This window comes from Thalassospiraceae bacterium LMO-SO8 (assembly GCA_031655335.1).
Lineage (GTDB): Bacteria > Pseudomonadota > Alphaproteobacteria > Rhodospirillales > Casp-alpha2 > UBA1479.
This window is the reverse complement of record CP134226.1, coordinates 2,752,449-2,774,555: the sequence shown is the minus strand read 5'-3', so window position 1 is coordinate 2,774,555 and position 22,107 is coordinate 2,752,449. Positions and strand designations below refer to the sequence as shown.

Below are 22,107 nucleotides of genomic sequence, written 5' to 3'. Positions count from 1 at the left end.
GCAAGACTTTGAAAAGACCGAAAGGTCTCAGAAAGGTAGAGTGACATGACCGCCCGCAATCTGTTCATCGCCGCCGCTTTGGCCGCAGCCCTGGTGCCCGTCGCCGCGCTGCCCGCCGCCGGCGCCGCCAAGAAAACGTCGCCCGCCGACGCGGCGGAGCAGAGCGAAAAGATGACCGCGCCGTTGCTCCGTGACTCCATCACCGTCGATGACAAGGTGATCTACCTGGGCGACCTGTTCATCAACGTCGGCGAGAAAGCCGACGCCGCGGTGGCCTATGCCCCCGCCCCTGGCGAGCGGGCCATCTTCGATGCCCGCTGGCTGTACCGGGTGGCGCGGGCCTACCGCCTGAACTGGCGGCCGCTGTCGGCCCGCCAGCAGGTCGTCGTCGAACGCGTCAGCCAGGTCATCGAGCGGGCCGAAATCGTCGACACCATCATGGCGGCGCTGTTTGAAAAGGGTGCGGACCCGGCCTCGGAACTGGACCTGTCGACGCAGCTGACCCGCGTCCACATCGCCGGCAGCGCCACCCCCACCATCGGCGTCGACGACATCACCTACGATCCGCGCAGCCAGCGCTTCGCGGCGGTCGTCTCCATCCCCAAGGGCGACCCGGCCGGCGAACGGCTGCGCCTGACCGGGCGTCTGTACCCGGTCGTCAAGATCCCCGTCGTATCGAAGGTGATGGCGCGCAACGACATCCTCACGGAACGCGACGTGAAATGGATCCGCATCCGCGCCGACCGCATCATGCCGGACACGGTGACCAAGCTGGAAGATCTGGTCGGCATGTCTGTCAAGCGCGGCCTGCGGCCCGACGACGTGATCCGCGTATCCGACGTCGAACGCCCGATCCTGGTCGAGCGCGGCTCACTGGTGACCGTCACCCTGAGCCACGGCCCGCTGTCCCTGACCGCACAAGGCAAGGCCCTTGAGCGGGGGGCTCTCGGCGACGTGGTGCAGATCGTCAACAAACGCTCCAAGTCCGTGTTCGAAGGTGAAATCACGGGGCCCAGCCGAGCCAAGGTGACGATGACCAGCATTCGCGAATTGGCGCAGAACGGCCAGTAACGGCACGAAAGGAATTCGCCCCTTTCCTTAAGGGGCAGTTAGGAGAAAACCCATGAACGGCTCGATCATCTCCCTCTCGCGTCAGCTGCTTCGGACTACGGCTTTGGTCACGTTGCTGGCCGGTACGGTCTCCGGGTGCAACACCCTCACCCGCCTGTCACAGGTCGGCGACGAACCCAAGATCACGCCGATCCAGAACCCGACGGGACGGCCCGACTACAAGCCGGTGTCGATGCCCATGCCGGCGCCGAAGATCGCCGAACGCAACCCCAATTCGTTGTGGCGGGCGGGGGCGCGGGCCTTCTTCAAGGATCTGCGCGCCAAACAGGTCGGCGACATCATGACCGTGCAGATGACCCTGAGCGACAGCGCGACCTTGGAAAACAAGACGGAGCGCGACCGCATCGACAGCGAAGCGGCACGGGTCACCAATTTGCTGGGCTTCGAGGGCGAGATCACCCGCTACCTGCCCGACGGCGTCAACCCGGCATCCATCGCCAACTTCGGCAACACTCACGGCACGGAAGGCGACGGCTCCATCGAACGGTCGGAAGAAATCAGCCTGACCTTCGCCGCCGTCGTCACCCAGGTTCTGCCCAACGGCAACCTGGTCATCATGGGCCGCCAGGAACTCCGGGTGAACTCGGAACTGCGCGAACTGATGGTCACCGGCGTGGTGCGGCCGTCCGACATCGATTCCGACAACAAGATTTCCCATGAAAAGATCGCAGAAATGCGGGTCGCCTACGGCGGGCGCGGAACGCTGAGCGAACTTCAGCAGCCCCGCTGGGGAATGCAACTTTGGGACATCCTCTTCCCGTTCTAGAAGGAGCGGCATCTCCACCGAACGGACAAAAGTTTCCCGTTCTAGGTTCGTATGAAGAACCTGGATCAACTTCAAAGGCCGGCGCCCAGCGCCGGCCTCTTTTTTTGTCGCGGCTGATCGGTCGGCGCCACACCGCCCATCCACCTTGACTTCCCCGCGCCGTTTTCCTATGGCCTTTACCATGAACACGGTCATGCACTTCTGCGTCATTCTTCGCCGGCAGCATCCCCTCGCGGGAGGCTAGCCCCCGGCTCGGCGACGTCGCGTCCCCAGCCGTGGGGACCTGACCATTTGCCCCGGCGGAAGGGGCAGACACAATCCAGACGCGACACCCGCCATTTTCAGAAATCACACGCAATGCGCTCGGCGCGCCCATCCGCGCGCCGGCTTCCTTTTCAGAGGATCCTGCAATGACCTTCGAAAACGCGACACAGTCCAAGCCCCCGATTACCATCGCCCGCAGCGACCATGACCGATTGTGGGGACTTGCCGAGGGGGTGAGCGACAGAAACCCCGACGTTTCCAGCCAGCTTCTTGCCGAACTCGACCGGGCGGAAATCGTGCCCGACGAACAAATTCAGGCAAATGTCGTCAGAATGGGCTCGACCCTGCGCTTCACCACCGACACGGGTGAAGACCGAACCATCACCCTGGTATTCCCCAACGAGGCGGATATTTCGGCAGGCAAGGTGTCGATCCTCACGCCCATCGGCGCGGCGCTGATCGGTCTGTCCGCCGGCCAGTCGATCGACTGGACCGGACGCAACGGGCATCCCCACAGGCTGGCGGTCGAAAGCGTGAACGGGATCGACAATCCCGCCTGACGACGGGCCTGCAACCCGGGGCAGTGGGCGAACTCAGGACACGAAAAAGCCGCGCGAACCCGGCCATATCGGCCTTTCGCGCGGCTCTTTAACCTTTGCCGAGGACTTAGTCGTCCCGGTGCGTGCGCTCCATGCGCTCGTGGCGTTCCTGGGCTTCGATGCTCAGGGTCGCGATCGGCCGGGCTTCCAGGCGCTGGACGCTGATCGGCTCTTCCGTTTCCTCGCAATAACCGTAGCTGCCGTCTTCGATGCGCTTCAGCGCCTCGTCGATCTTGGAGATCAGCTTGCGGGCGCGGTCACGGGTGCGCAGTTCCAGCGCGCGTTCCGTTTCAATGGACGCACGGTCGGCGATATCGGGCTCGATGATGCCGCCCTCTTGAAGGGACTGCAGGGTTTCGTTGGATTCCTCGAGCAATTCGGCCCGCCATTTCAGGAGCTTCCGGCGGAAGTACTCCAGCATGACAGGATTCATGAAATCCTTGTCTTTCTTGGGATTATAATCTGGCGGAACAGTAATCGTCATTTCTTAGTCGTCTCCCCCGGTTAACTGCCAGGTTGCCGTTTGTCGACGGGCGCGGAATATACGGACCGGAGCGCCCAAGGGCAAGCCATCATTTATTCCGGCCTGGGAACAGGAAACCCATTGATTTCAGGGAAATAAAAGACCGTGCCCGGACGGGCCGGTTTATCGGGTCAGCTTGGCCAGTTCAACCTCGGCGCGGAGCTCGATCTCATCGATCAGGGCGTTCAGCCCCGCATCGTCGGTCGCCGGGCGTTTTTCGCGCAAGGCCTGGGCCAATTCGATAACCTTCTCCTTGGGCAGATTGCCCGTCAAAAGCGCCATCTGAAGGTCTCCGAGGCGGTCAAGCAGCCGGTCGCCGCGCGCCATCAACAGGCCTTTGGAGCGGCCTTGGGTCGCGTCATCGGCCGCCTGCATGGCCAACACCGCGTCAACGCCGGCGACGGCCGAACCCGATATGGTGCCCGTCGCCTGCTCCGCCGTGTCGGCGGTGGCCGCGCGCAGATCATCGGCAAAGGCATCCGACGACGACGCGCCGGATTTGCGCTTCGTCTTGTCGACGCCCTTGGCGGGACCGATATTGGAAACCTTCATTGCCTGACCTTTCCCCGCGACACCGACCGCGGCCCCGCAGTATGGCGCGCCCTTTATTGCCGGGCGGTTAATTTTTCGGAATTTCCGGAATACCCGCACCAGCCATCCGCCCGCGCGTCACACAGTCTGGCCCATGAAACGGCAAAATGCCAGCCCATAGCCCGTACCGGCGGCCCGCCATGGCGGCCTTCACAGTCCTGTTTGGACATTCTCACATCCGGCCGACGCGAGAACGAGAATGACTTGCAAACTCATAATCAGACCGTTATAACTGGCGCACGCATTGATAATCATTCGCAATCTCAGTTTTTGCCGAGACTTGGCCAGGGATTGCGAACAGCTGTTCGACACTTGCGAGCCTCTGGGATTTCACAACCGAACCAACGAAGGACTCTGACCCGTGGAAACCAAAATGCCACATATGAAACGCCTGTTTGCGGCCGGTCTTGCCGCCGCCGCGACTGTCTTCGGCGCCACCACCTGGGCCCAGGCCGCCGACCAGGAAGTGAACCTCTATTCCTATCGCCAGCCGTTCCTGATCAAACCGCTCCTCGACGCCTTCACCAAGGAAACGGGGATCAAGGTGAACGTCGTGTTCGCCAAAAAGGGCATGCTGGAAAAGATCAAGGCCGCCGGGGACAACAGCCCCGCCGACGCGGTGCTGACCGTCGACATCGGCCGCCTGTACGCCCTGAAGGAAGGTGGCGTGCTGCAAGCCGTGAAGTCGGATACCCTTGAAAAGAACATTCCCGCCCACTTCCGTGATCCGGAAGGCATGTGGTTTGGCCTGACGTCCCGTGCCCGCGTGGCGCTGGTGTCCAAGGAACGGGTCAAACCGGGCGAACTGACATCCTACGAGGATCTGGCCGACCCCAAATTCAAGGGCCGCATTTGCGTGCGCTCCGGCAAGAACGCCTACAACGTGGCGCTGATCGCCTCGATGATCGCCCACCACGGCGAAGAAGGTGCCGAAAAATGGCTTCAGGGCGTGAAGGCCAATCTGGCCCGCAAGCCCCAGGGCAACGACCGCGCCCAGGCCAAGGCCGTGTTCGAAGGCGTGTGCGACATCGCCATCTCGAACAACTATTACATGGGCAAGATGATGACCAACGACGAGAAGCCCGAGCAGAAGAAGTGGGCCGCCGCCGTTCGTCTGACCTATCTGAACCAGGGTGACCGCGGCAACCACATGAACGTCTCGGGCGCCGCCGTGACCAAAAGCGCCAAGCACAAGGACGCCGCGGTCAAGTTGATCGAGTTCCTGTCCGACGACGCGGCGCAGAAGATCTACGCCGAAGACAATCAGGAATATCCGGTGAAACCCGGCGTTCCCTATTCGAAGCTCGTCCAGTCCTGGGGCGAGTTCAAGGGCGATACGCTCTCTCTCGAGAAAATCGCCAAGCTGCGGCCCGCCGCCTCCCGACTGGTGGACAAGGTTGGATTTGACGACGGACCCGGCAGCTGATTCGTTCCTGAACGAACCAGTTGGCAGTAACGCTGCGGGGTTCCCCCCCGCGGCGTTTTCTGCTTTTGTGCACCCAAACCTGGGAGTCCACGCACCTTGCCGCACCCCGCCGTCGCTGACCGGCCAACCGCCCGATATCTGCCCGCCCGCCTGATCCCCGACCGATGGGGTGTGCTGACCCTGTCCGTCGCCCTGTTCGTGGCCACCCCCCTGATCGCCGTCGCCACCATCGCCCTGACCCCGGCGCCGGAGATCTGGCGCCATCTCTACAACACGGTGCTGTTCGGCTATGTCGAACGAACGGTGATGCTGATCGGCGGGATCGGCCTGGGCACCTTCGTCATCGGCACGGGCACGGCCTGGCTGGTGACCATGTGCCGGTTTCCCGGACGCGGCCTGTTCAACTGGGCCTTGGTGCTGCCGTTGGCGGTGCCGACCTATATCCTCGCCTTCGTGTTCACGGACCAGCTGGAGTACGCCGGCGCGGTGCAGGGCACGCTGCGCGAGGTGTTCGGCTGGCGCGACCGGCAGGACTACTGGTTCCCGGAGATCCGCTCCATGGGCGGCGCCGTCACCGTCATGACCCTGGTGCTCTATCCCTATGTCTATCTGCTGGCCCGCGCGGCCTTCCTTGAACAGTCGGTCTGCGTGCTCGAAGTCAGCCGCACGCTCGGCAAGACAGCCTGGCAGAGCTTCTGGAACGTCGCCCTGCCGCTGGCCCGCCCGGCTATCGTGGTCGGCATGACCCTGGCCATGATGGAGGCGCTCAACGACTTCGGAACCGTCGATTTCTTTGGGGTCAAGACCTTCACGGCGGGCATCTACGACGTCTGGCTGAACATGGACAACATCTCGGGCGCGGCGCAGTTGGCATCGGTCCTGATGATCTTCGTCGTCGTCCTGGTCGTGATGGAGCGCATGGCCCGGCGGGGACAACGCTACCACCATACGTCGAGCAAGATTCAGGCTTTGCCCAGCTACCGCCTGAGCGGCATCAAGGCCGCGCTGGCCGCCGTTTTCTGCGCCTTTCCGATCCTGCTCGGCTTCGTTCTACCAGCCTCGGTCCTGCTGTCCTACGCCGTGGTGTTCTTCGACGTCACGCTGAAGGCCAATTACCTGACGATCACCCTGAACAGCATTTCCCTGTCCCTGGGGGCCGCCGTCATCGCCGTCGCCATCGGATTGGTTCTTGCCTACGGGCTGCGCATGGGCTCGGGCCCCCTGCCCCGCGCCGCCGTGCGCTTCGCGTCGATCGGATACGCCGTGCCGGGCGCCGTGCTCGCGATCGGCGTGATCGTGCCCATGGCGGGTCTGGACAATGCGATCGACGCTTTCTCGGAACGGACATTCGGTGTATCCACGGGGCTGCTGTTCAGCGGCACCGTGATCGCCATCCTCTATGGCTATCTGGCGCGTTTCCTGGCGCTGTCCTTCGGCACGGTCGAGGCCGGCCTGGGCAAGGTTTCGCGCAACATGGACGGCGCCGCGCGGACGCTTGGGGCAAGCCCGTTCCAGACCATGTCCCGCGTCCATTTCCCGCTGCTCCGCACCAGCCTGTTGACGGCGGGTCTGCTGGTTTTCGTCGATTGCATGAAGGAGCTTCCCATTACCATCATCCTGCGCCCCTTCGGCTATGACACGCTCGCGACCTTCGTGTTTCAGTACGCGTCGGACGAACTGTTCGAGGAATCGGCCCTGGGTGCGCTGACAATCGTCGCCGCCGGTCTGATCCCCGTGGTCATCCTGGCCCTGACAACCCTGCGCAGCCGCCCCGGCCACGCCGGTGGAGGCCACCCATGACCTCGCCCATGACCCCGCCCGCCGCCGCGCCGACGACCATGTCCAAGGCAGACGGCCTGCACATGCTGAACGTCTCGCATGCGTTCGGCGATCATACCGTGGTGTCGGGGGTCTCCGTCTTCGTCAATCCGGGCGAACTGGTCTGCCTGCTGGGGCCTTCGGGATGCGGCAAGACGACCCTGCTGCGCCTTGCGGCGGGGCTTGAGGACCTACAGGTCGGGCGCATCACCATCGGCGAGGATACGGTCGCCGACGGCCAGGGCGGCTCCCAAATGCCGCCGGAAAAGCGCAATGTCGGCCTGATGTTTCAGGACTTCGCCCTGTTCCCTCATCTGACCGTGTACGAAAACATCGTGTTCGGCCTGGCGGAAAAGGACCGGGCACGCCGGCAATGGGCCCGCGACACCCTCACGACCATGGGCCTCGGCGATTATGCCGATGCCTTTCCCCATACCCTGTCCGGCGGCCAACAGCAGCGCGTCGCCCTGCTGCGGGCCCTGGCGCCGGCTCCTCGGGTGCTGTTGCTGGACGAACCGTTTTCCGGCCTCGACGTCAACCGCCGCGCCCAGATCCGCCAGGATACGTTCCAGATCCTCTCGCGGTCGGGCATCGCCACCCTGATGGTCACCCATGATCCGGAAGAAGCCATGTTCATGGCCGACCGCATCATGGTCATGCAGGACGGACGCATCGTCCAGTCGGGCACGCCGGTCGAGATCTATTTCCACCCGAAGACGGCGTTCGTCGCCGAACTGTTCGGCCCCGTCAACCGCCTCGACTGCCGGGTGGAGAACGGCGCCCTGGTCTCCGCCCTGGGCCGGTTCCCCGCGAACGGCCTTGCCGAAGGCGCCGAAGCCCAGGTGCTGGTTCGCCCCGAAGCCCTGACCCTGTCCCAACCGGCCGCGGCGGACACCGGCACCCTGCTGACAGTCGTCTCGGCACGCTCGCTCGGACGCTCCAGCCACCTGACCCTGTCCTTGGAGGGCGGCGATGCCGGGCCCCTTTTCAATGCCCGCATGCCGGGGGTGTTCCTGCCGGAAATCGGGTCGCGCGTCAGCGCCCGGGTGGCGCCGGAACATCTTCTGATTTTCCCCAAACCGGCCCCCTGAACGCCCCTGTGGCGGCGGTGCCCGGGACGCCGGTCCACACCCCAAGGCGGCAAGAATTTCCCTCCGCATGGTCCATGGGGCTTCCACAGGGCAGACTTTGCCCAGGCCTCTTTATAAATATCCTTTGTTTTCAAATAAATATCTCAACTCCCTCTTGGCATCGACCTTGCACTGATTAATGCGGGAAAAACCGAAGAGGGTCCCTGGACGCGGGGACATCGAGACATGAGTTTGGGCATTTTTCAGCAAGCGACCTCGGCCATGATGGGTCAGTCCCACAAGCTGAACACCATTTCGCAAAACGTCGCCAACCTGAACACCGACGGTTACAAGCGCACGGACACCGAGTTCCGAACCCTGATGAACAAAGGGTTCACGTCGATCGGCGCGACCACGGCGGAAGGTGCCTCCGGGACCACTCATTCCGATCTTGGCGGGACCGCACCCGTTGATTTCCAACGCATCTCGAATCAGGGCCAAGTCCGCACCACCGACCGCAACCTGGACGTGGCGATCATCGGCAGCGGCTTTTTCATGGTCTCGCCCGACATCAATGTGAACGGCAACATCCAGTACACGCGGCGCGGCGCCTTCGACATCAACGTCACCGACCTGACGGATTCCGTCACGCTTTCCGACGGAACGGCGGCGACCGTGAACCAGGGCTATCTCGCGGACCAGTTCGGCAACTTCCTGTTGGGCTATGCTGTCAATTCGGACGGCAGCTTCACGCTAGGCACGCCGGCGCCCATGCGCGTCGACCAGTTCGCCTTTGAAGACACCGGGGAAGTGACAACGACCGCGTCCGTCGATGTCAACCTGCCGGCCGACGCCGCCTCGGGCACGACGTTTAACGGCAGCATCAAGGTCGTTGACTCAAGCTTTGACGCCCAAAGCATCCGCGTCGATTTCACCAAGGCTTTCGATGCGACGAACCTGTGGGATTTCCGCCTGATCGGCGACAATATCGCCAGCGTGACCACATCGCCCGGCGGTGTCCACACGCCGGTCTCGACGACGCTGGGCGATCATGCCGTGCGGTTCTCGACCGTCGCCGGCGGCGGTGGCGTCATTACCGCATTCACCAACAACAATCCGGGCGGGGGTGCGCAACTGGGCAGCCAGCTGGCCGGCACGTTCGCCGGGTTGAAGCCGGGTGACACGATCACCGTGGCGGGAAGCGGCGGCAACGACCAGACCTATACGATCGCCAGCATTTCGGAAAACCAGGCGGAGATCACCCTGGATGGGGCCGTGCCTCTCAACACCGATGAAGTGACGACAAACGCCATCACGTTTTCCTCGACCGCATCGATCCCGCAGCGCCTTGAATTCGGCAACACCGGCGCATTGACATCGGATTCCGAATATACGTTCGACGTCACCTTCGATAACGGCGAAACCGCAAGTTTCACGTTTGATGCCAGTACCTTCACCCAATTCGCCGGCGATTTTTCCTTCGCCAACTATGAACACAACGGCGCCGAGTCCGCGGCCGTCTCGAGCCTGAGCTTCGGGCCCGGCGGCGAGATCTACGGCGAGTTCACGGACAACACGCGCCGCGTTCTCTACAAGGTTCCGTTGGCGATCTTCCCCAACCCGAACGGCCTGGAAATATCCACCGGCCAGAATTTCCAGGAAACGGAAGCCTCCGGCGAGCCGAATCAGGTCTTCGCCGACGAGTCCGGCTTCGCGACCCTGCTCGGAAACGCATTGGAGGGCTCCAACGTGGATCTCGGCACGGAAATGAGCCGCCTGATCGCCGCCCAGGCTGCCTATAACGTGGCCGCGACCAGTTTCAAGACCGCCGATGAAATGTTGCAGGAAGCGGCGAACCTCAAACGCTAGCGGCGTGCTCCTGCCGGATTTATCCGGTCATGCGGATGCTTGTCAGGGCGGCCTTCGGGCCGCCCTTTCCGGTTTCAGGGTCCCGGCAATTGTTGCCCATGACGGGGCGTCTCTTGCCGGGAAAAGCCGATCAAAGGCGGCGGCTATTGAAAATTTATCGTTATATTTCAATTGATTAACCTCTCTCCTTGGATGGCACGCTTTTCGCTTAATAACAGGTGGGAATAACCATGGCCCGCAAAGGGCCGGCATCAGTCAATCGAGACAATGAAATGATGACGAGAACGGGAAAAATGAACAGCGACAAGACCTCGGGCCGCGGCCGCCTCGCCTTGGCGTTGCGCCTGGCCGCCGCCGCGGCGGCGTTTTTCGTGGCGTTGAGCATCGGTCTGCCCAGCAGCGCCGGCGCCGCCTCGCGCATCAAGGACATCGTGGATTTTGAAGGCATCCGTGAAAACCAGTTGGTCGGCTACGGCCTGGTGGTCGGCCTCAACGGCACCGGGGATTCCCTGTCCAACGGTCACTTCACCAAGGAAAGCCTGCAATCCATGCTCAACCGCCTGGGCGTGCAGACGACCGATTCCGGCCTGGATTCCAAGAACGTCGCCGCCGTCATGGTGACCGCCAACATGCCGCCGTTTTCCCGCCAGGGCTCACGCATCGACGTCACGGTCAGCTCTCTCGGCGATGCCGACAACCTGTTGGGCGGCACGCTTCTGGTCACGCCGATGCTCGGTGCCGACGGCGAGGTCTATGCCGTGGCGCAGGGCCAGCTCGCGGTCGGCGGCTTCACCGCCCAGGGCAACGCCGAAACCGTGACCAAGGGTGTTCCGACCTCGGGCCGCATCGCCAACGGCGCCATCGTCGAACGCGAGGTCGCGTTCGAAATCGGCGACATGGACGTGGTCAAGCTGAGCCTCAAGAACCCGGATTTCACCACCGCACGCCGCATCTCCCAGGCCGTCAACGCCTTCCTGGGCACCACCGCGGCCCGGCCGTCCGATCCCAAGACCGTGCAACTGCACGTTCCCGATACCTACCGCAACAACGTGGTCAACCTGCTGACCGACATCGAACAGCTCCGCATCGAGCCGGACCAGATGGCCCGGGTGCTGATCGACGAACAGTCGGGCACCATCGTGATGGGCGAAAACGTGCGCATCTCCACCGTCGCCATCGCCCAGGGCAGCCTGACCATCCGCATCACGGAAACCCCGCAGGTGTCCCAGCCCGGCCCGTTCGCCGAGGTCGGCACGACGACCACCGTCGACCGCACGGACGTGCAGATCGACGAAGGCCAGGACAAGCGCCTGACCGTGTTCAACGAAGGCGTCACGCTACAGGATCTGGTCAACGGCCTGAACGCCCTGGGCATCGGCCCGCGCGACCTGATCACCATCCTGCAGGCCATCAAGGCGGCCGGCGCCCTCCAGGCCGAAATTCAGGTGATGTGATGAGCGGCGCCATCGATACCACGCTCGTCGGCTTGCAGACCGCGCCTTCGGCCAAGGTCGGTGCCCTGACCGGCAAGGCGCACAGCGCCATGTCCATGCAGCGCATGCGCGCCGTCGCCCAGGATTTCGAGTCAGTCTTCATTTCCGAAATGATCCGCCCGATGTTCGAAAACATCGAAGCCGAAAAACCCTTTGGCGGCGGCCCGGCCGAGGACATCTGGCGCAATCTGCAGATCGACGAATACGGCAAGGCCATTTCCAAGGCCGGCGGCGTCGGTATCGCCGACACCGTTCTGGACCAGCTTATCCGCATGCAGGAGGCGCGCTAACACGCGCCCGACAGGAGGACCTACACTCATGGAACCGATGGAACGCCTTGAAAGAATGGTCGAATTGACCGACCAGATGAGCGACTTGATCGAAGCGGAGAATCTGGCGCTCATCGAACGCCGGTTCCTCGACGTGGAAGCCATGCTGGAAGACAAGGCGACGCTTGCGCGCCTGTACGAAAACAGCATGAAGGATCTGGATGAAGCCAACCTGGACTGGAAGGCCATTCCGCCCGACCTGCACGAGAAGCTGACCGTCGCGGGCACCCGCCTGGCCAACGCCGTCGGCGAGAACGCCATGCGTCTCGAGGTCGGCATGACCGCCAACAAGCAGGTCATCGATCTGTTCGCCGAAGCCGTGCAGCAGGCCGTTCCCCATTCCGGCACCTATTCGAAGAACGGCCGCACGGGCAAGGAAGGTACGCGCGCGGCGGCCAATTCCGTCGCCGTCTCTCTTGACCAAAACCTTTAACCGCCACTCGACCGAATACACGGGAACCGAACGACCATGGGCGATATCACACAAGCACTGAGATCAGCGCAAAGCGGCCTGCTGGCGAATCAGACGGCGCTCAATATCGTTTCCCAGAACGTCGCCAACGTGAACACCCCGGGGTATTCACGCAAGATCATCCAACAGCAATCCGTGGTGCTGGCCGGCCAGGGCGCCGGGGTCTCGATCGCCAGCTATAGCCGCGTCGTCGATGGCGGCCTGATTAAAACCATCCGCACGGAACTGGGCGAACTCAACCACGTGACGGTCAAGGAAAGCTACTACCAGCGCCTACAGGAAACGTTCGGCGCGCCGGGGGACAACACCTCCATCGCGCATATTCTGGAAGAGTTCAAGGAGGCCGCGGAACTTCTCTCGGTTTCGCCGGACCGCATCCTTGAGCAGAGCGAACTGGTCCGCCAAGCCCAGTCAGCGGTCGAGAAATTCGCCGCCATGAGCCGCACGATTCAGGATCTGCGGCTGCAGGCCGATCAGCAGATCACCGCCGTCGTCTCCGAGATGAATCAATTGACGGCCGACATCGACCAGCTCAACGACGACATTATCCGCTTCGGTTCGACCGGCAACGACACCACGGACCTTGAAGATCAGCGTGACAACAAGATCGACCGCCTGTCCGAACTGGTCGATATCCGCTTCTTCTCGCGCAACGACGGCGACGTCGTCGTGTTCACGTCCTCGGGCCTGACACTGGTCGACACCATTCCGCCGACCATCACTCACGAATCCGCGGCCGCCATGAGTTCGACCTCGACGGTCGCCAGCGGCCAGATCGACGGCATCTATGTGGGCGAACGGCTTGCCATCAACGACCTGACGACCCAGGCCCGCGGCGGCCAACTGGCCGGCCTGCTCGACATGCGCGACGATGTCCTGCCGAATCTTCAGGCGCAACTTGACGAACTGGCGGCGCAGTTGCGCGACCAAATCAACCTGGTTCACAACCGCGGCACGCCGTTCCCCGGCCATCAGGAACTGACCGGCCAGCGCATTTTCACCCTGCCCCAGGAACAGACGATTTCCTTCGCCAACTCTTCCGATTCCGTGTTGGTCCTGACCGACAGTGATGGGAACGAGACATTGTCTATTCGGATGTCACAACTCCTTGACGATGACGATAACACCGGCGCCGGCGACACAACCGATCCGGTATACGGTCAAGTCTATGGCGACGGTGAAGACTATAGGGGTGGAATCACCATCACTGAACTGGCCGCCCGACTTGAAGATTTTTTCCAGCTCAACGGCGCGCCCTCGGCATCGGTGACGCTGAATGATCAAAGCCAGCTGTCCATCAACCTCAACAACACCTCGCTCGGATTCGGTTTCCGCGACGAAAGCGGCACGGCCGACGGCAGCGACTTTGGAGACGCCTCCATCGAATTCGACAAGGACGGTGACGGAACCGTCGATGAAACGATTGCCGGGTTTTCGAGCTTCTTCGGCCTGAACAACCTGTTCGTCGACGGTTTGGCGGAAAACATCTACGATTCGAACGTTCTCAGTTCCAACTTCGTGAGCACCTCCGCCGTCCTCAGCTTCCGCGACGCCAACACGCCGGACACGGGATCGGGTCCGGAATATCTTGGCCATGTCGTCATCCCGGCAGGGGCGACGCTGCAGCAGATCGCCGATCTCATCAACAACGGCGGCACGGACACGTCGGGGATGTTCTATCCCGTCGGCGCCCCCGCCACCGGGACCAGTTTCCCACCGATCGAGAACATCACCGCTTCCGTGGTGCCCGACGGCTCGGGCTTCCGGTTGCGGATTGCCCATGACGACGGCCGGTCCTTCACCGTCACGCACTCCGCCTCGCCCGGCGTCGCCCCGGCGACCGCCGGCACGACGCTGATCAGCGAACTGGGCTTGAAGGAATCCGATGTCCGCGCATCGACCGCGGTTTCCGTGCGGTCGGACATTGTCGCGGCCCCCAGTCTGGTTTCGTCCGGGCGTTTGGAATTCGACGCATCGAAAGGCCAGGCCGGTGAATACCTGACATCGCCCGGCAGCAACGGCGTTGCCAGTGAACTGTCCGCAATGCTGTCCAATTCCAACTCATTCGCGGTTTCCGGCGGCCTGCCGTCGTTGAATGTCAGCTTCTCCGAATACGCCTCGTCGATCATCGCGCGCAGTTCGTCGCTTTCCGACACCAACGACCGGCAAATCGATAGCCAGCGCACCTTGACCGAAAGTCTTCAGTTCAAGTCCGACAGCATCCGGGGTGTCAACCTGGACGAAGAATTGGCGGATCTGATCGTGTTTGAACAGGCGTTCTCCGCCGCCGCGCGGGTAATTTCCGTCATCCAGGAAATGATTGACCGCCTGGAACAGGCCGTGGCCTAGGGGATTATACGATGACCAGAATCAGCAGTTCCGCCTCCAACACCATTCTGATCAGCCGTTTCCTGCAAACGCAGAGGACGCTACACGACCTGGAAACCCAGATCGGCACGGAAAAGAAATCGCAGACCTACAGCGGTCTGGCCTTGTCCTCGCAACGTCTGGTCAACATTGAGAACGCCAAGTCCAGTCTGGAACGATTCAACGCGAACAACGTCCAGGCCCAACTGCGCCTGGACGTCCAAACGACGGCGGTCACTGGGATCAAGGGGGCCATCAGCAACTTCCGCGAACTGCTGTTCCAGTTTTCCAACGGCGATCACACAGACCCGGAACGGGTCGAACAAATCCAGGCCGACGCCTTCCGCGCATTGAAGGAAATCCAGAACCTGCTGAACACGGAAGCGGATGGCCGCTACATCTTCGGCGGCGGCACCGTGCGCACGGAACCCGTCAGCTTCGGCCTGTCGACGGTCGAGGCGTTCCAGTCCGTGTTCGACGGCGCCCGGGTGTCTGTCCCCACCACCCGGGACGCAAATCTTGAGAATTTTTCGATCAACCGCAGCAGCGTCGACCTGAATCCGGCCCATCTGACGTTCGAGCAGGCCGATGCAGGCACCGGGAAAAGCCGCATCAACACGACCGCATCCAGCGGCCAGTTCCAAAACATCGCCGCCGGCACGACGATCACGATTTCCGGGACCGTCGATGGCCTGAACGACGGCATCTATACGGTGGATTCCGTCGATCCCAACGGTCTTTGGATCGATGTCCGCACGGAACAGCTCACCGACGAGGCGACGCCCGTCGGCGCCACATTCACCTACCCCAACCCTGAAGATCCGCGTCAGTCGGTGACAACCCCGGCTCTCGTCACCTTCGATCGCCGCACCAATACCATCACGGCCGTGAACGCCGACGCCCTGGAGGCCATTCCAGAAGGGTCGGTAATCACCATTGCAGGAACCGTCGACAACAACGGAACATTCACGGTCGCCAGCAACGACGGCACCAATCTGGTCGTGGAAAGCAAACGCCTGGTATCATCTGGCGGCAGCGGCGCGACCGTCCACACAGCGGGCGGCGGCAACCCCCTCACGTTCTCCGTCGGAACAGGTGCCGACGGCGAGGATCAGCTGATCGCCGGTACCGCAGGCACCTATTCTGCCCTGGAAAACGGCCAGAAAATCAAAATCAACAATACGAATACGGAAAACGACGGCAAGATTTTCACCGTCAAGTCCGTCTCGGCGGATGGCACAACCATCACGCTTGAAGACGACGAAAGTGTCGATGCCACGGTTGCCACGGTCACCACGGGGGTTGTGTCTTCCCGCCCCGAACTTTTCTCGTTCAACGCAGCGGAACGGAACTTCTACTTCGACGCCAGCGCCAACGGCGGTGACCAGGTCACCTTCACGGAAAACGGCGCCAACGCCGATACCATCACGCTAGCGGGCTCGACCTTCACGGACGCCAAGGGCAACCTTCTTCCAGCGGGTAGTCGCATCACCGTAACCGGCACGGTGGCGAACAACGCCACTTTCACCATCGCGTCGATCTCATCTGACGGGACGACGGCGACCCTGATCGCTACGGATGATGTGGACGATTCAAATGAAGTCGCCACGAATGCCGTGCTCGCAGGTACTGGCAGCATCACGTTTGCCGATAACACGCCGTCGGCGGATAGCATTACCCTGGGTGGCGGTTTCTTCCGCGATGCCGCCGGTAACAATCTGCCGGCCGGAACGGTCTTCGCGCTGGCCGGCACCGGCACCGCCAACGACGGCACCAACTTCACCATCGCCTCCGTCTCGTCGGACGGCCGGACGGCGACCTTGATCCCGACCAATACCGTCGATGACACCACGCCGACGGTCACCGCCGGCACTCTGAACGCGGTCAACACCATCGGAACGATCTCGGCTACCAGCTACTACCAGGGCGACACGATGTCACTGACCCATCGGGCCAGCGACTCCCGGACCTTCGAACTCGACATCACCGGGGTAGATCCGGCCTTCGAAAAAGCGATCCGTGGCATGTTCCTGGTACTGCAGGGAGAGTACGGAACGGAAGGCGGCCTCGATCAGAACGTGAACCGAGTCAGCGAGGCCATCTTCCTGATGGACGACGCGCTGGACCGCACCAATTCGACGCCGCCGCCGTTCGGCGCGGAATTGAACAGCAATATCGAGGAAATGGAGATCATCCTGGGCTACCGGGCCGTTCTTCTGAACGACATCAAAACATCCAATGACCAAATTATATCGTACTTCGAAAGCAGCGTTGCCGAGATCGAGAACATCGACCCCCTAGATGCGATCACGCGGTTGCTGGACAGCCAGCGGGTTCTGGAGGCCTCATACCAGACCTTCTCGCGGGTCAGGCAGTTGAGCCTATCAAACTTCCTTTAGGCCTTGACGTTCATCACAGTGGCGTTGCTTATGATCCTGTAAATTCTACAGGTTCTTAGGCGATTCCGCTGCGGTCGGCCCGCTGCCGTTAATCTTATGACAACTTAATTTTCCGAAGATCACGTGGTAAGTTGTGTCTTATTATAATTCTGGGTGTGCAACGAACAAATGCCTCCATACAAGAACCAAGTTCAAAAATACGAGCGTCGGCCAGTGGGCGGAAACCCGGCGCAGACCGAGGCTTGGGCGCTGATCGAAGCCGCTAAGCGGATGGCGGCCTCGATCATTGATGACAACCTCGACCCGAAGACGATGAAGGACGCTCGAAAAGCGGCGCTTCGCTTGAACTGGCGCCTGTGGACGATCTTTCAGTCTGAACTGACCTTGGAACATTCTGAGGTTCCCAGCGACCTCCGTATCAACATGCTGACCTTATGCAAGTTCGTCGACAAACACACCGTCGGCGCCCTGGCCAAACCCACGCCGGAGGCCCTTGCCGTTCTTATCGACATCAACCGGAACATCGCCGCTGGTCTAGCCCAGGTCCCTGAAAATGCGGGCAAAGAGACCGAAGCGGCCCCGGCTGAGCAACTTGGAAATGCCCAAGCGCCAGATGAGCCGTCCGCTAGCCCCCCTCAGTCCGGATCGAAACCGATCGATCTGGATGTCTAGCGAACCGCATACGGCAATCACATCCGTGGATAGCAGTCGATTAGAGGTTAGGAAGAATGACAGGACCTGATGATCAGGCTGCCCTGAAATACGATGACATTGCACGCGAAGTTCTTGAACTGATCGGCAATGCACATTCTGAAAGTGCTCTGGCCGGCATCGACCGCCTGGTCATGATCGACGACACTCGGCCGGAAAGTTTCTATTTTCTCGGCTTGGTCGCCCTTGAAATGAATGAGCTGGGCCGCGCCCTTGAACTGTTCGAGAAGGCGGCCAGCCTGGCCCCGGAATGCTTTGAGTACGCAGAGGCATTGGCCAATCTCTATACGCAGGTCGGACGGCTCAACGAAGGCCTGTTTTACGCGAAATTGTCGATGACCTTGATGCCGCACCCGACCATCGAAGGTCTATTGCCGGTTCGATTCTCGAACTATTTCACGTCGTTGAAGACGGCAAGCCCCTCCGTCAATTACCTGCATGGCATGTCGCAGTATAACGCCCGCAGATTTTTCGACAGCATTCGGCATTTCGAGCGCGAACTCAAAATCAACCCGAACAATCCCGAATGCCACCGTGATTACGGTGACGCGCTTTGCGAATTGGGCCGTTATACCGAGGCCTTGCAGCACTTGTCGAAGGCCATCGAACTTCAGCCGAACGACGCAGACACCCGCTTCAAATTGGGCAATCTTTGCTATCGGCTCGGCGAATTCGAGGAAGCCCCCCTGCAACACAAAGCCGCTTTGGAGCTGGACAAGGAATCGATCGAGCTGGCCGCCGCGGTTTTCGCGCGGTCCTCGGCGCTGCCACCGGGGCATGCCAAGATGATCGATGAGTTGCACCAGCAACTCAAGCGCCGATTGAAAGATGCACCCGGCCTGCCACCAGAAGCCGTCGTTGATGATGACACCGGAACCGGATCGGACGAAGAGAAGATCAGGTTAGGCTACATTTCCAATAGGTTCATGTTCGGCGACCAGACTCGGATGGTCGAGCCTTTTTTACAGTTGCACGACCGGCGGCGTTTCCATGTGACCGTCTACCAGCAATCCCATGGCAGCGATTCGACAACTCAGCGGCTTCGCGCAAGCGCAGATAACGTGCGCTATGTGGGCAATCTGGATGATGAACTTCTGGCTGTAATCATCACCGGCGACCAGATCGACATTCTCATCGATCTTTGCACCGATGACGCAAACAATCGCGCGACAGTCATGCAAATGCACCCAGCCAAGATTCAGGTTGGCGCCTGGGGTGCGGGGATGGGCTTAGGCATGCCTGGCATCGACTATGTCCTGACGGACGATATCACCGACGCAGCGGCCAAGGAGGAATTACGTGAAGACCAGAAGACCCACAAGGTAGACTTCGGCCTGTTGTCATATCAGCCTCGAAAAACTTTGCCTGCCATCGGTGAGCTGCCTGTCGAGAAATCCGGCGCCCCCGCCATCGGCATATCCTGCGACGCAGGAGCGATCATGCGGGACGAAGCCGAGATGCTCGCCGAAATTCTCAATAAAATCCCACAGGCACGACTTATCGCCGGCGCCACCCCGGTCGTCGATCCGGAAGCCTTCAACCGCATCAAATTCCAACTTAAGGCATTCGACCTTGCCGACCGCATTGAAATGTCTTCCGAGCAAAAATACGCGGACCAGATGATCGTCGACCCCGACTACTGGAACAGCATCGATGTATTCGTCGATGTCGGCCGCCGGGCAAACCCGAGCATCATTGCGGATTCTCTATGGATGGGCGTCCCCGTCCTCTCGCTAAAGGGGGAAAGGCCTTTTGACCGGCTGGGGGCAAGCGTGGTGTACACGGGAGCCCGCCCAGGCTGGATCGCTGAAACACGGGCGGATCTGATCAAATTGACGGTTGATATCCTGAGCGACGTCGGCACTCTGTCTGAAATTCGGAGAACCCTTCGCAAGGAAATGCGTCAAGCCCTACTGTTCAACCCGGAACCGCATGTGCGCTCCATCGAGCGGGCCTATTTGCGCCTGCTTGGGCGCGAAGTCCCCACCTCGTAGCGTTTGTTTGTTAATAAGAACGGCGAAGGGCTGTGGCTCAGACCTTCGCGACGAATGCTGCTCAAGAGAACAGATTCAAAACCGAACCCGGCTGCGGCAGAGCTTTCGTCAGGCGCGCCTGCAAGGATTCAGCGAAGGCGGCATTCAATTCGAAACTAATGGAAATCGCCCGCAACTGATTCCCAAGGTCGATCTGCATATTCTCAATCTGTTTGTTGCGCCGCGCCTGCTCTTCCGTCGTCAACTCCAACAATTCCGCATCCGCGGACGAGAACTTGGATTCGATCCGCTGTTCCAGATCCAACGTCGTCGAGATCGTGTTCTGCGTCACGGTTATACCGATGCTGGTCTCGGTCTGGAACCGCGTCAACGTATCGGAGACGGCTTGGTTTTGAGGATCCGACAGCGGCCCGGCCACGACCTCGAGACCGCGCAGAGTATCCAGGTTATCCTTCAGGCGCTGGATGGTATTGGCGTCGTTGATATCCGGATGGGAAAACACAAAAATATTATTAAGCCGATTGACGACCACATCCCGCTGCGCGTTGAAGGCGGCAACCTCATCGGCGTCAACGGTGGCGTCCTGGTTGAATGTCGAAAACAGGCCCGTGATTTCCTCGAACAACGCCTCGAGCTGGCCTTTGTTGTTCGTGTTGCCCTGACGGTATTCCTGAAGGACCGGCAGCGCGGCCACTAAATCCTGTGACTTTTTCTGAAGTGTATTGATCTTGCGCTGGGTATTGAGCGGTGTATCGTTGGCCTTATCGACCTCCTCGTTGAAGCGACCGATTAAGGTGTTCTGCAGTTGGTTGAAGCGCAATTCAAAACCGATGCGCTGGCTCGCGAGCGAGCGTTGCGCAAACGCCGCTGCAAAATTCCCAAGACCTGTCGGCGAAAACTTCACCCGCCTTGCACTCCCTGCCTCTATATAAAAACTTACTTTTTGTTATACTGCACTTTCCCTTTGTCCGCTATCAATTTGTCGCCCAAAAAGCGAGGGGATGGAAACGGCTTCCACATCGTCCCGAGAAAAAAATATTATACATATCAGTGAGATAGATTCCTGTTTCGGAAACGGAAATGAACTCGTGCCGTTCTACCGAAGGGAGCCCGCCGACGTCTTCCCAACGTCTTTGTTCAAGCTCGACACCAAGACAAGAAGATAAAAAAAATCAGGTAATGAGCTTAATCCCCGGCCGTCAAATATTCGTCCACAGAACACTGGGGGATATACTTCTCGAACAGCCGGCGGTTTGATGCGGCATATCGATCCAACAAGAGCTGCCGGTCTTCGGGAGAAAACAGTCCCTGGGCGGCGCCCGGCACTTTCAAGACCTTCATTGTGAGAATGTCGGCAACCTTTCCTGCCGTCACGCGGTCCATCGTCGCATTGATTTCGCGCTGCGCGTTAAGCAGTTCAGGGCGCAGACTCGGGTTGACGATCGGTAGGTTGTCCGTGCGGATATCCACATTGATGCCCATAACCCGGCAGACCGCAGAGAGAATATTCTTGGGTCCGCCCTCGGCGGATTCCAAAACCGAACTCTCGAATGGAATGATTGTGATGTTGTCTTTTCCGAACCCCTCGGCCCACGCGTCGGCGATGACGTCCCAGCAATAGTTGTCGAGGGTTAGGTTCTCCAGGACTTCTTCAAAGGCCCGGGTTTCTCCTCGTTTCACCTGCTGATTGTAATGAGATTCGATGAACTTGTCCTGGCGGCGCACGATCAAGATGATCTTTATTTGCTCAAACCCCTGCAATAACCGTTTTGAAAACGAGACCCGAAGATCCAGCGGATTGGGTTTTTCTTTTTCATGCGTAAGGTTGAGCAGCAGTTCTTCCGAAATAAAAACATTCTTCCCGGACATACGAAGCGGCGTGAGCAGTTGCGCCTTGAGGCGGCCGTGAATGCCCTCGTCCCATTGTGTCCCCACCACAACTTTTCGCAGGGCGACATGAAACTGCGTGGCACTGATGATCCCCTGGCTTTCCAACAAGTCACGCATCGACTGGTTGTTCAGAAGCATCAACTCAATCAAACTCGAACCGCATTTCTCCGATCCGATGTGGGCATAAACCGTGGCCATGGAAAGGTCTCTTCAATATCCTGAGGTCTGAGCTTCGCGGTTGACCCACCATATGCTCATAAGCTGGCACGATAGAGCACGGGCGGTTAATCGGGAATTAATCTTGACCCTCTAATACTCATGCCGTCTACGATGCCGGCATTGGGAACACACTGCTTTACATGCACGTTTCCGCAATCTGGCCCCTTTATTAAGCA

Annotated in this window: 18 protein-coding genes; 14 read left to right on the top strand and 4 right to left on the bottom strand. The window is 60.4% G+C overall.

What is annotated here, in order from left to right; translation table 11 throughout:
• Positions 1-45 precede the first annotated feature (45 nt).
• The 3 genes from flgA to rnk all read left to right on the top strand — a co-directional run bounded on the left by flgA (position 46) and on the right by rnk (position 2,721).
• Positions 46-1,071 (top strand): flagellar basal body P-ring formation chaperone FlgA, encoded by a 1,026-nt coding sequence (gene flgA, locus RJ527_13230; GenBank protein ID WND75002.1) that lies wholly within the window; start codon positions 46-48, stop codon positions 1,069-1,071.
• 52 nt (positions 1,072-1,123) lie between these two features.
• A complete protein-coding gene (flgH, locus tag RJ527_13225) occupies positions 1,124-1,897 on the top strand; it encodes a flagellar basal body L-ring protein FlgH (GenBank protein WND75001.1) in 774 nt (257 codons plus the stop codon).
• A 410-nt stretch (positions 1,898-2,307) separates the two neighbouring features.
• Entirely contained in the window at positions 2,308-2,721 is a 414-nt protein-coding gene (gene rnk / locus RJ527_13220; protein ID WND75000.1) for a nucleoside diphosphate kinase regulator, read from the top strand.
• 106 nt (positions 2,722-2,827) lie between these two features.
• On the opposite strand, the gene dksA is transcribed toward rnk, so the two are convergent.
• The gene (dksA, locus tag RJ527_13215) at positions 2,828-3,244 is read right to left on the bottom strand and encodes an RNA polymerase-binding protein DksA (protein ID WND74999.1); all 417 of its coding nucleotides are present in this window, start codon (positions 3,242-3,244) and stop codon (positions 2,828-2,830) included.
• Between the two features lie 162 nt (positions 3,245-3,406).
• Positions 3,407-3,835: a flagellar assembly protein FliX gene (locus RJ527_13210; protein ID WND74998.1), complete on the bottom strand. Its 429-nt coding sequence runs from the start codon at positions 3,833-3,835 to the stop codon at positions 3,407-3,409.
• Positions 3,836-4,256: 421 nt separating this feature from the next.
• Here RJ527_13210 and RJ527_13205 point away from each other — a divergent pair, with 421 nt between their 5' ends.
• The 11 genes from RJ527_13205 to RJ527_13155 all read left to right on the top strand — a co-directional run bounded on the left by RJ527_13205 (position 4,257) and on the right by RJ527_13155 (position 19,822).
• Positions 4,257-5,300, top strand: coding sequence for a Fe(3+) ABC transporter substrate-binding protein (locus RJ527_13205; GenBank protein ID WND74997.1), 1,044 nt, complete (start codon positions 4,257-4,259; stop codon positions 5,298-5,300).
• 96 nt (positions 5,301-5,396) lie between these two features.
• Complete coding sequence (locus tag RJ527_13200; protein WND74996.1) at positions 5,397-7,100, top strand: iron ABC transporter permease; 1,704 nt, start codon at positions 5,397-5,399, stop codon at positions 7,098-7,100.
• Positions 7,097-8,209: an ABC transporter ATP-binding protein gene (locus RJ527_13195; protein ID WND74995.1), complete on the top strand. Its 1,113-nt coding sequence runs from the start codon at positions 7,097-7,099 to the stop codon at positions 8,207-8,209. Before RJ527_13200 ends, RJ527_13195 begins: the two co-directional genes overlap by 4 nt.
• 225 nt (positions 8,210-8,434) lie before the next feature.
• Positions 8,435-10,057 (top strand): flagellar hook-basal body complex protein, encoded by a 1,623-nt coding sequence (locus RJ527_13190; protein ID WND74994.1) that lies wholly within the window; start codon positions 8,435-8,437, stop codon positions 10,055-10,057.
• 293 nt (positions 10,058-10,350) lie between these two features.
• Positions 10,351-11,511 carry a flagellar basal body P-ring protein FlgI gene (locus RJ527_13185; protein ID WND74993.1) on the top strand — a complete coding sequence of 387 codons (1,161 nt, stop codon included), beginning with the start codon at positions 10,351-10,353 and terminating at the stop codon, positions 11,509-11,511.
• The gene (locus RJ527_13180; protein ID WND74992.1) at positions 11,511-11,840 is read left to right on the top strand and encodes a rod-binding protein; all 330 of its coding nucleotides are present in this window, start codon (positions 11,511-11,513) and stop codon (positions 11,838-11,840) included. Before RJ527_13185 ends, RJ527_13180 begins: the two co-directional genes overlap by 1 nt.
• A gap of 28 nt (positions 11,841-11,868) precedes the next feature.
• Positions 11,869-12,312, top strand: coding sequence for a hypothetical protein (locus RJ527_13175; protein WND74991.1), 444 nt, complete (start codon positions 11,869-11,871; stop codon positions 12,310-12,312).
• A gap of 36 nt (positions 12,313-12,348) precedes the next feature.
• On the top strand, positions 12,349-14,700 hold the full coding sequence (flgK, locus tag RJ527_13170; GenBank protein WND74990.1) for a flagellar hook-associated protein FlgK: 2,352 nt from the start codon (positions 12,349-12,351) through the stop codon (positions 14,698-14,700).
• A gap of 11 nt (positions 14,701-14,711) precedes the next feature.
• Positions 14,712-17,117: a hypothetical protein gene (locus tag RJ527_13165; protein WND74989.1), complete on the top strand. Its 2,406-nt coding sequence runs from the start codon at positions 14,712-14,714 to the stop codon at positions 17,115-17,117.
• A gap of 168 nt (positions 17,118-17,285) precedes the next feature.
• Positions 17,286-17,789 carry a flagellar biosynthesis regulator FlaF gene (locus RJ527_13160; protein WND74988.1) on the top strand — a complete coding sequence of 168 codons (504 nt, stop codon included), beginning with the start codon at positions 17,286-17,288 and terminating at the stop codon, positions 17,787-17,789.
• A 56-nt stretch (positions 17,790-17,845) separates the two neighbouring features.
• On the top strand, positions 17,846-19,822 hold the full coding sequence (locus RJ527_13155; GenBank protein WND74987.1) for a tetratricopeptide repeat protein: 1,977 nt from the start codon (positions 17,846-17,848) through the stop codon (positions 19,820-19,822).
• A gap of 61 nt (positions 19,823-19,883) precedes the next feature.
• Here RJ527_13155 and RJ527_13150 read toward each other — a convergent pair whose 3' ends face one another.
• Both RJ527_13150 and RJ527_13145 read right to left on the bottom strand, forming a co-directional pair.
• Entirely contained in the window at positions 19,884-20,726 is an 843-nt protein-coding gene (locus tag RJ527_13150) for a hypothetical protein (protein ID WND74986.1), read from the bottom strand.
• 281 nt (positions 20,727-21,007) lie between these two features.
• Positions 21,008-21,910 (bottom strand): hypothetical protein, encoded by a 903-nt coding sequence (locus RJ527_13145; protein ID WND74985.1) that lies wholly within the window; start codon positions 21,908-21,910, stop codon positions 21,008-21,010.
• Between the last annotated feature and the right edge of the window lie 197 nt (positions 21,911-22,107).

What these genes read in the sequence shown, in the direction of transcription:
- RJ527_13195 (WND74995.1), top strand. Translation starts at nt 7,097, where the DNA reads ATGACCTCGCCCATGACCCCGCCCGCCGCCGCGCCGACGACCATGTCC.
- RJ527_13165 (WND74989.1), top strand. Translation starts at nt 14,712, where the DNA reads ATGACCAGAATCAGCAGTTCCGCCTCCAACACCATTCTGATCAGCCGT.
- rnk (WND75000.1), top strand. Translation starts at nt 2,308, where the DNA reads ATGACCTTCGAAAACGCGACACAGTCCAAGCCCCCGATTACCATCGCC.
- RJ527_13175 (WND74991.1), top strand. Translation starts at nt 11,869, where the DNA reads ATGGAACCGATGGAACGCCTTGAAAGAATGGTCGAATTGACCGACCAG.
- dksA (WND74999.1), bottom strand. Translation starts at nt 3,244, where the DNA reads ATGACGATTACTGTTCCGCCAGATTATAATCCCAAGAAAGACAAGGAT.
- flgH (WND75001.1), top strand. Translation starts at nt 1,124, where the DNA reads ATGAACGGCTCGATCATCTCCCTCTCGCGTCAGCTGCTTCGGACTACG.
- RJ527_13190 (WND74994.1), top strand. Translation starts at nt 8,435, where the DNA reads ATGAGTTTGGGCATTTTTCAGCAAGCGACCTCGGCCATGATGGGTCAG.
- RJ527_13155 (WND74987.1), top strand. Translation starts at nt 17,846, where the DNA reads ATGACAGGACCTGATGATCAGGCTGCCCTGAAATACGATGACATTGCA.
- RJ527_13145 (WND74985.1), bottom strand. Translation starts at nt 21,910, where the DNA reads ATGGCCACGGTTTATGCCCACATCGGATCGGAGAAATGCGGTTCGAGT.
- RJ527_13160 (WND74988.1), top strand. Translation starts at nt 17,286, where the DNA reads ATGCCTCCATACAAGAACCAAGTTCAAAAATACGAGCGTCGGCCAGTG.
- flgK (WND74990.1), top strand. Translation starts at nt 12,349, where the DNA reads ATGGGCGATATCACACAAGCACTGAGATCAGCGCAAAGCGGCCTGCTG.
- RJ527_13205 (WND74997.1), top strand. Translation starts at nt 4,257, where the DNA reads ATGAAACGCCTGTTTGCGGCCGGTCTTGCCGCCGCCGCGACTGTCTTC.
- flgA (WND75002.1), top strand. Translation starts at nt 46, where the DNA reads ATGACCGCCCGCAATCTGTTCATCGCCGCCGCTTTGGCCGCAGCCCTG.
- RJ527_13180 (WND74992.1), top strand. Translation starts at nt 11,511, where the DNA reads ATGAGCGGCGCCATCGATACCACGCTCGTCGGCTTGCAGACCGCGCCT.
- RJ527_13185 (WND74993.1), top strand. Translation starts at nt 10,351, where the DNA reads ATGAACAGCGACAAGACCTCGGGCCGCGGCCGCCTCGCCTTGGCGTTG.
- RJ527_13210 (WND74998.1), bottom strand. Translation starts at nt 3,835, where the DNA reads ATGAAGGTTTCCAATATCGGTCCCGCCAAGGGCGTCGACAAGACGAAG.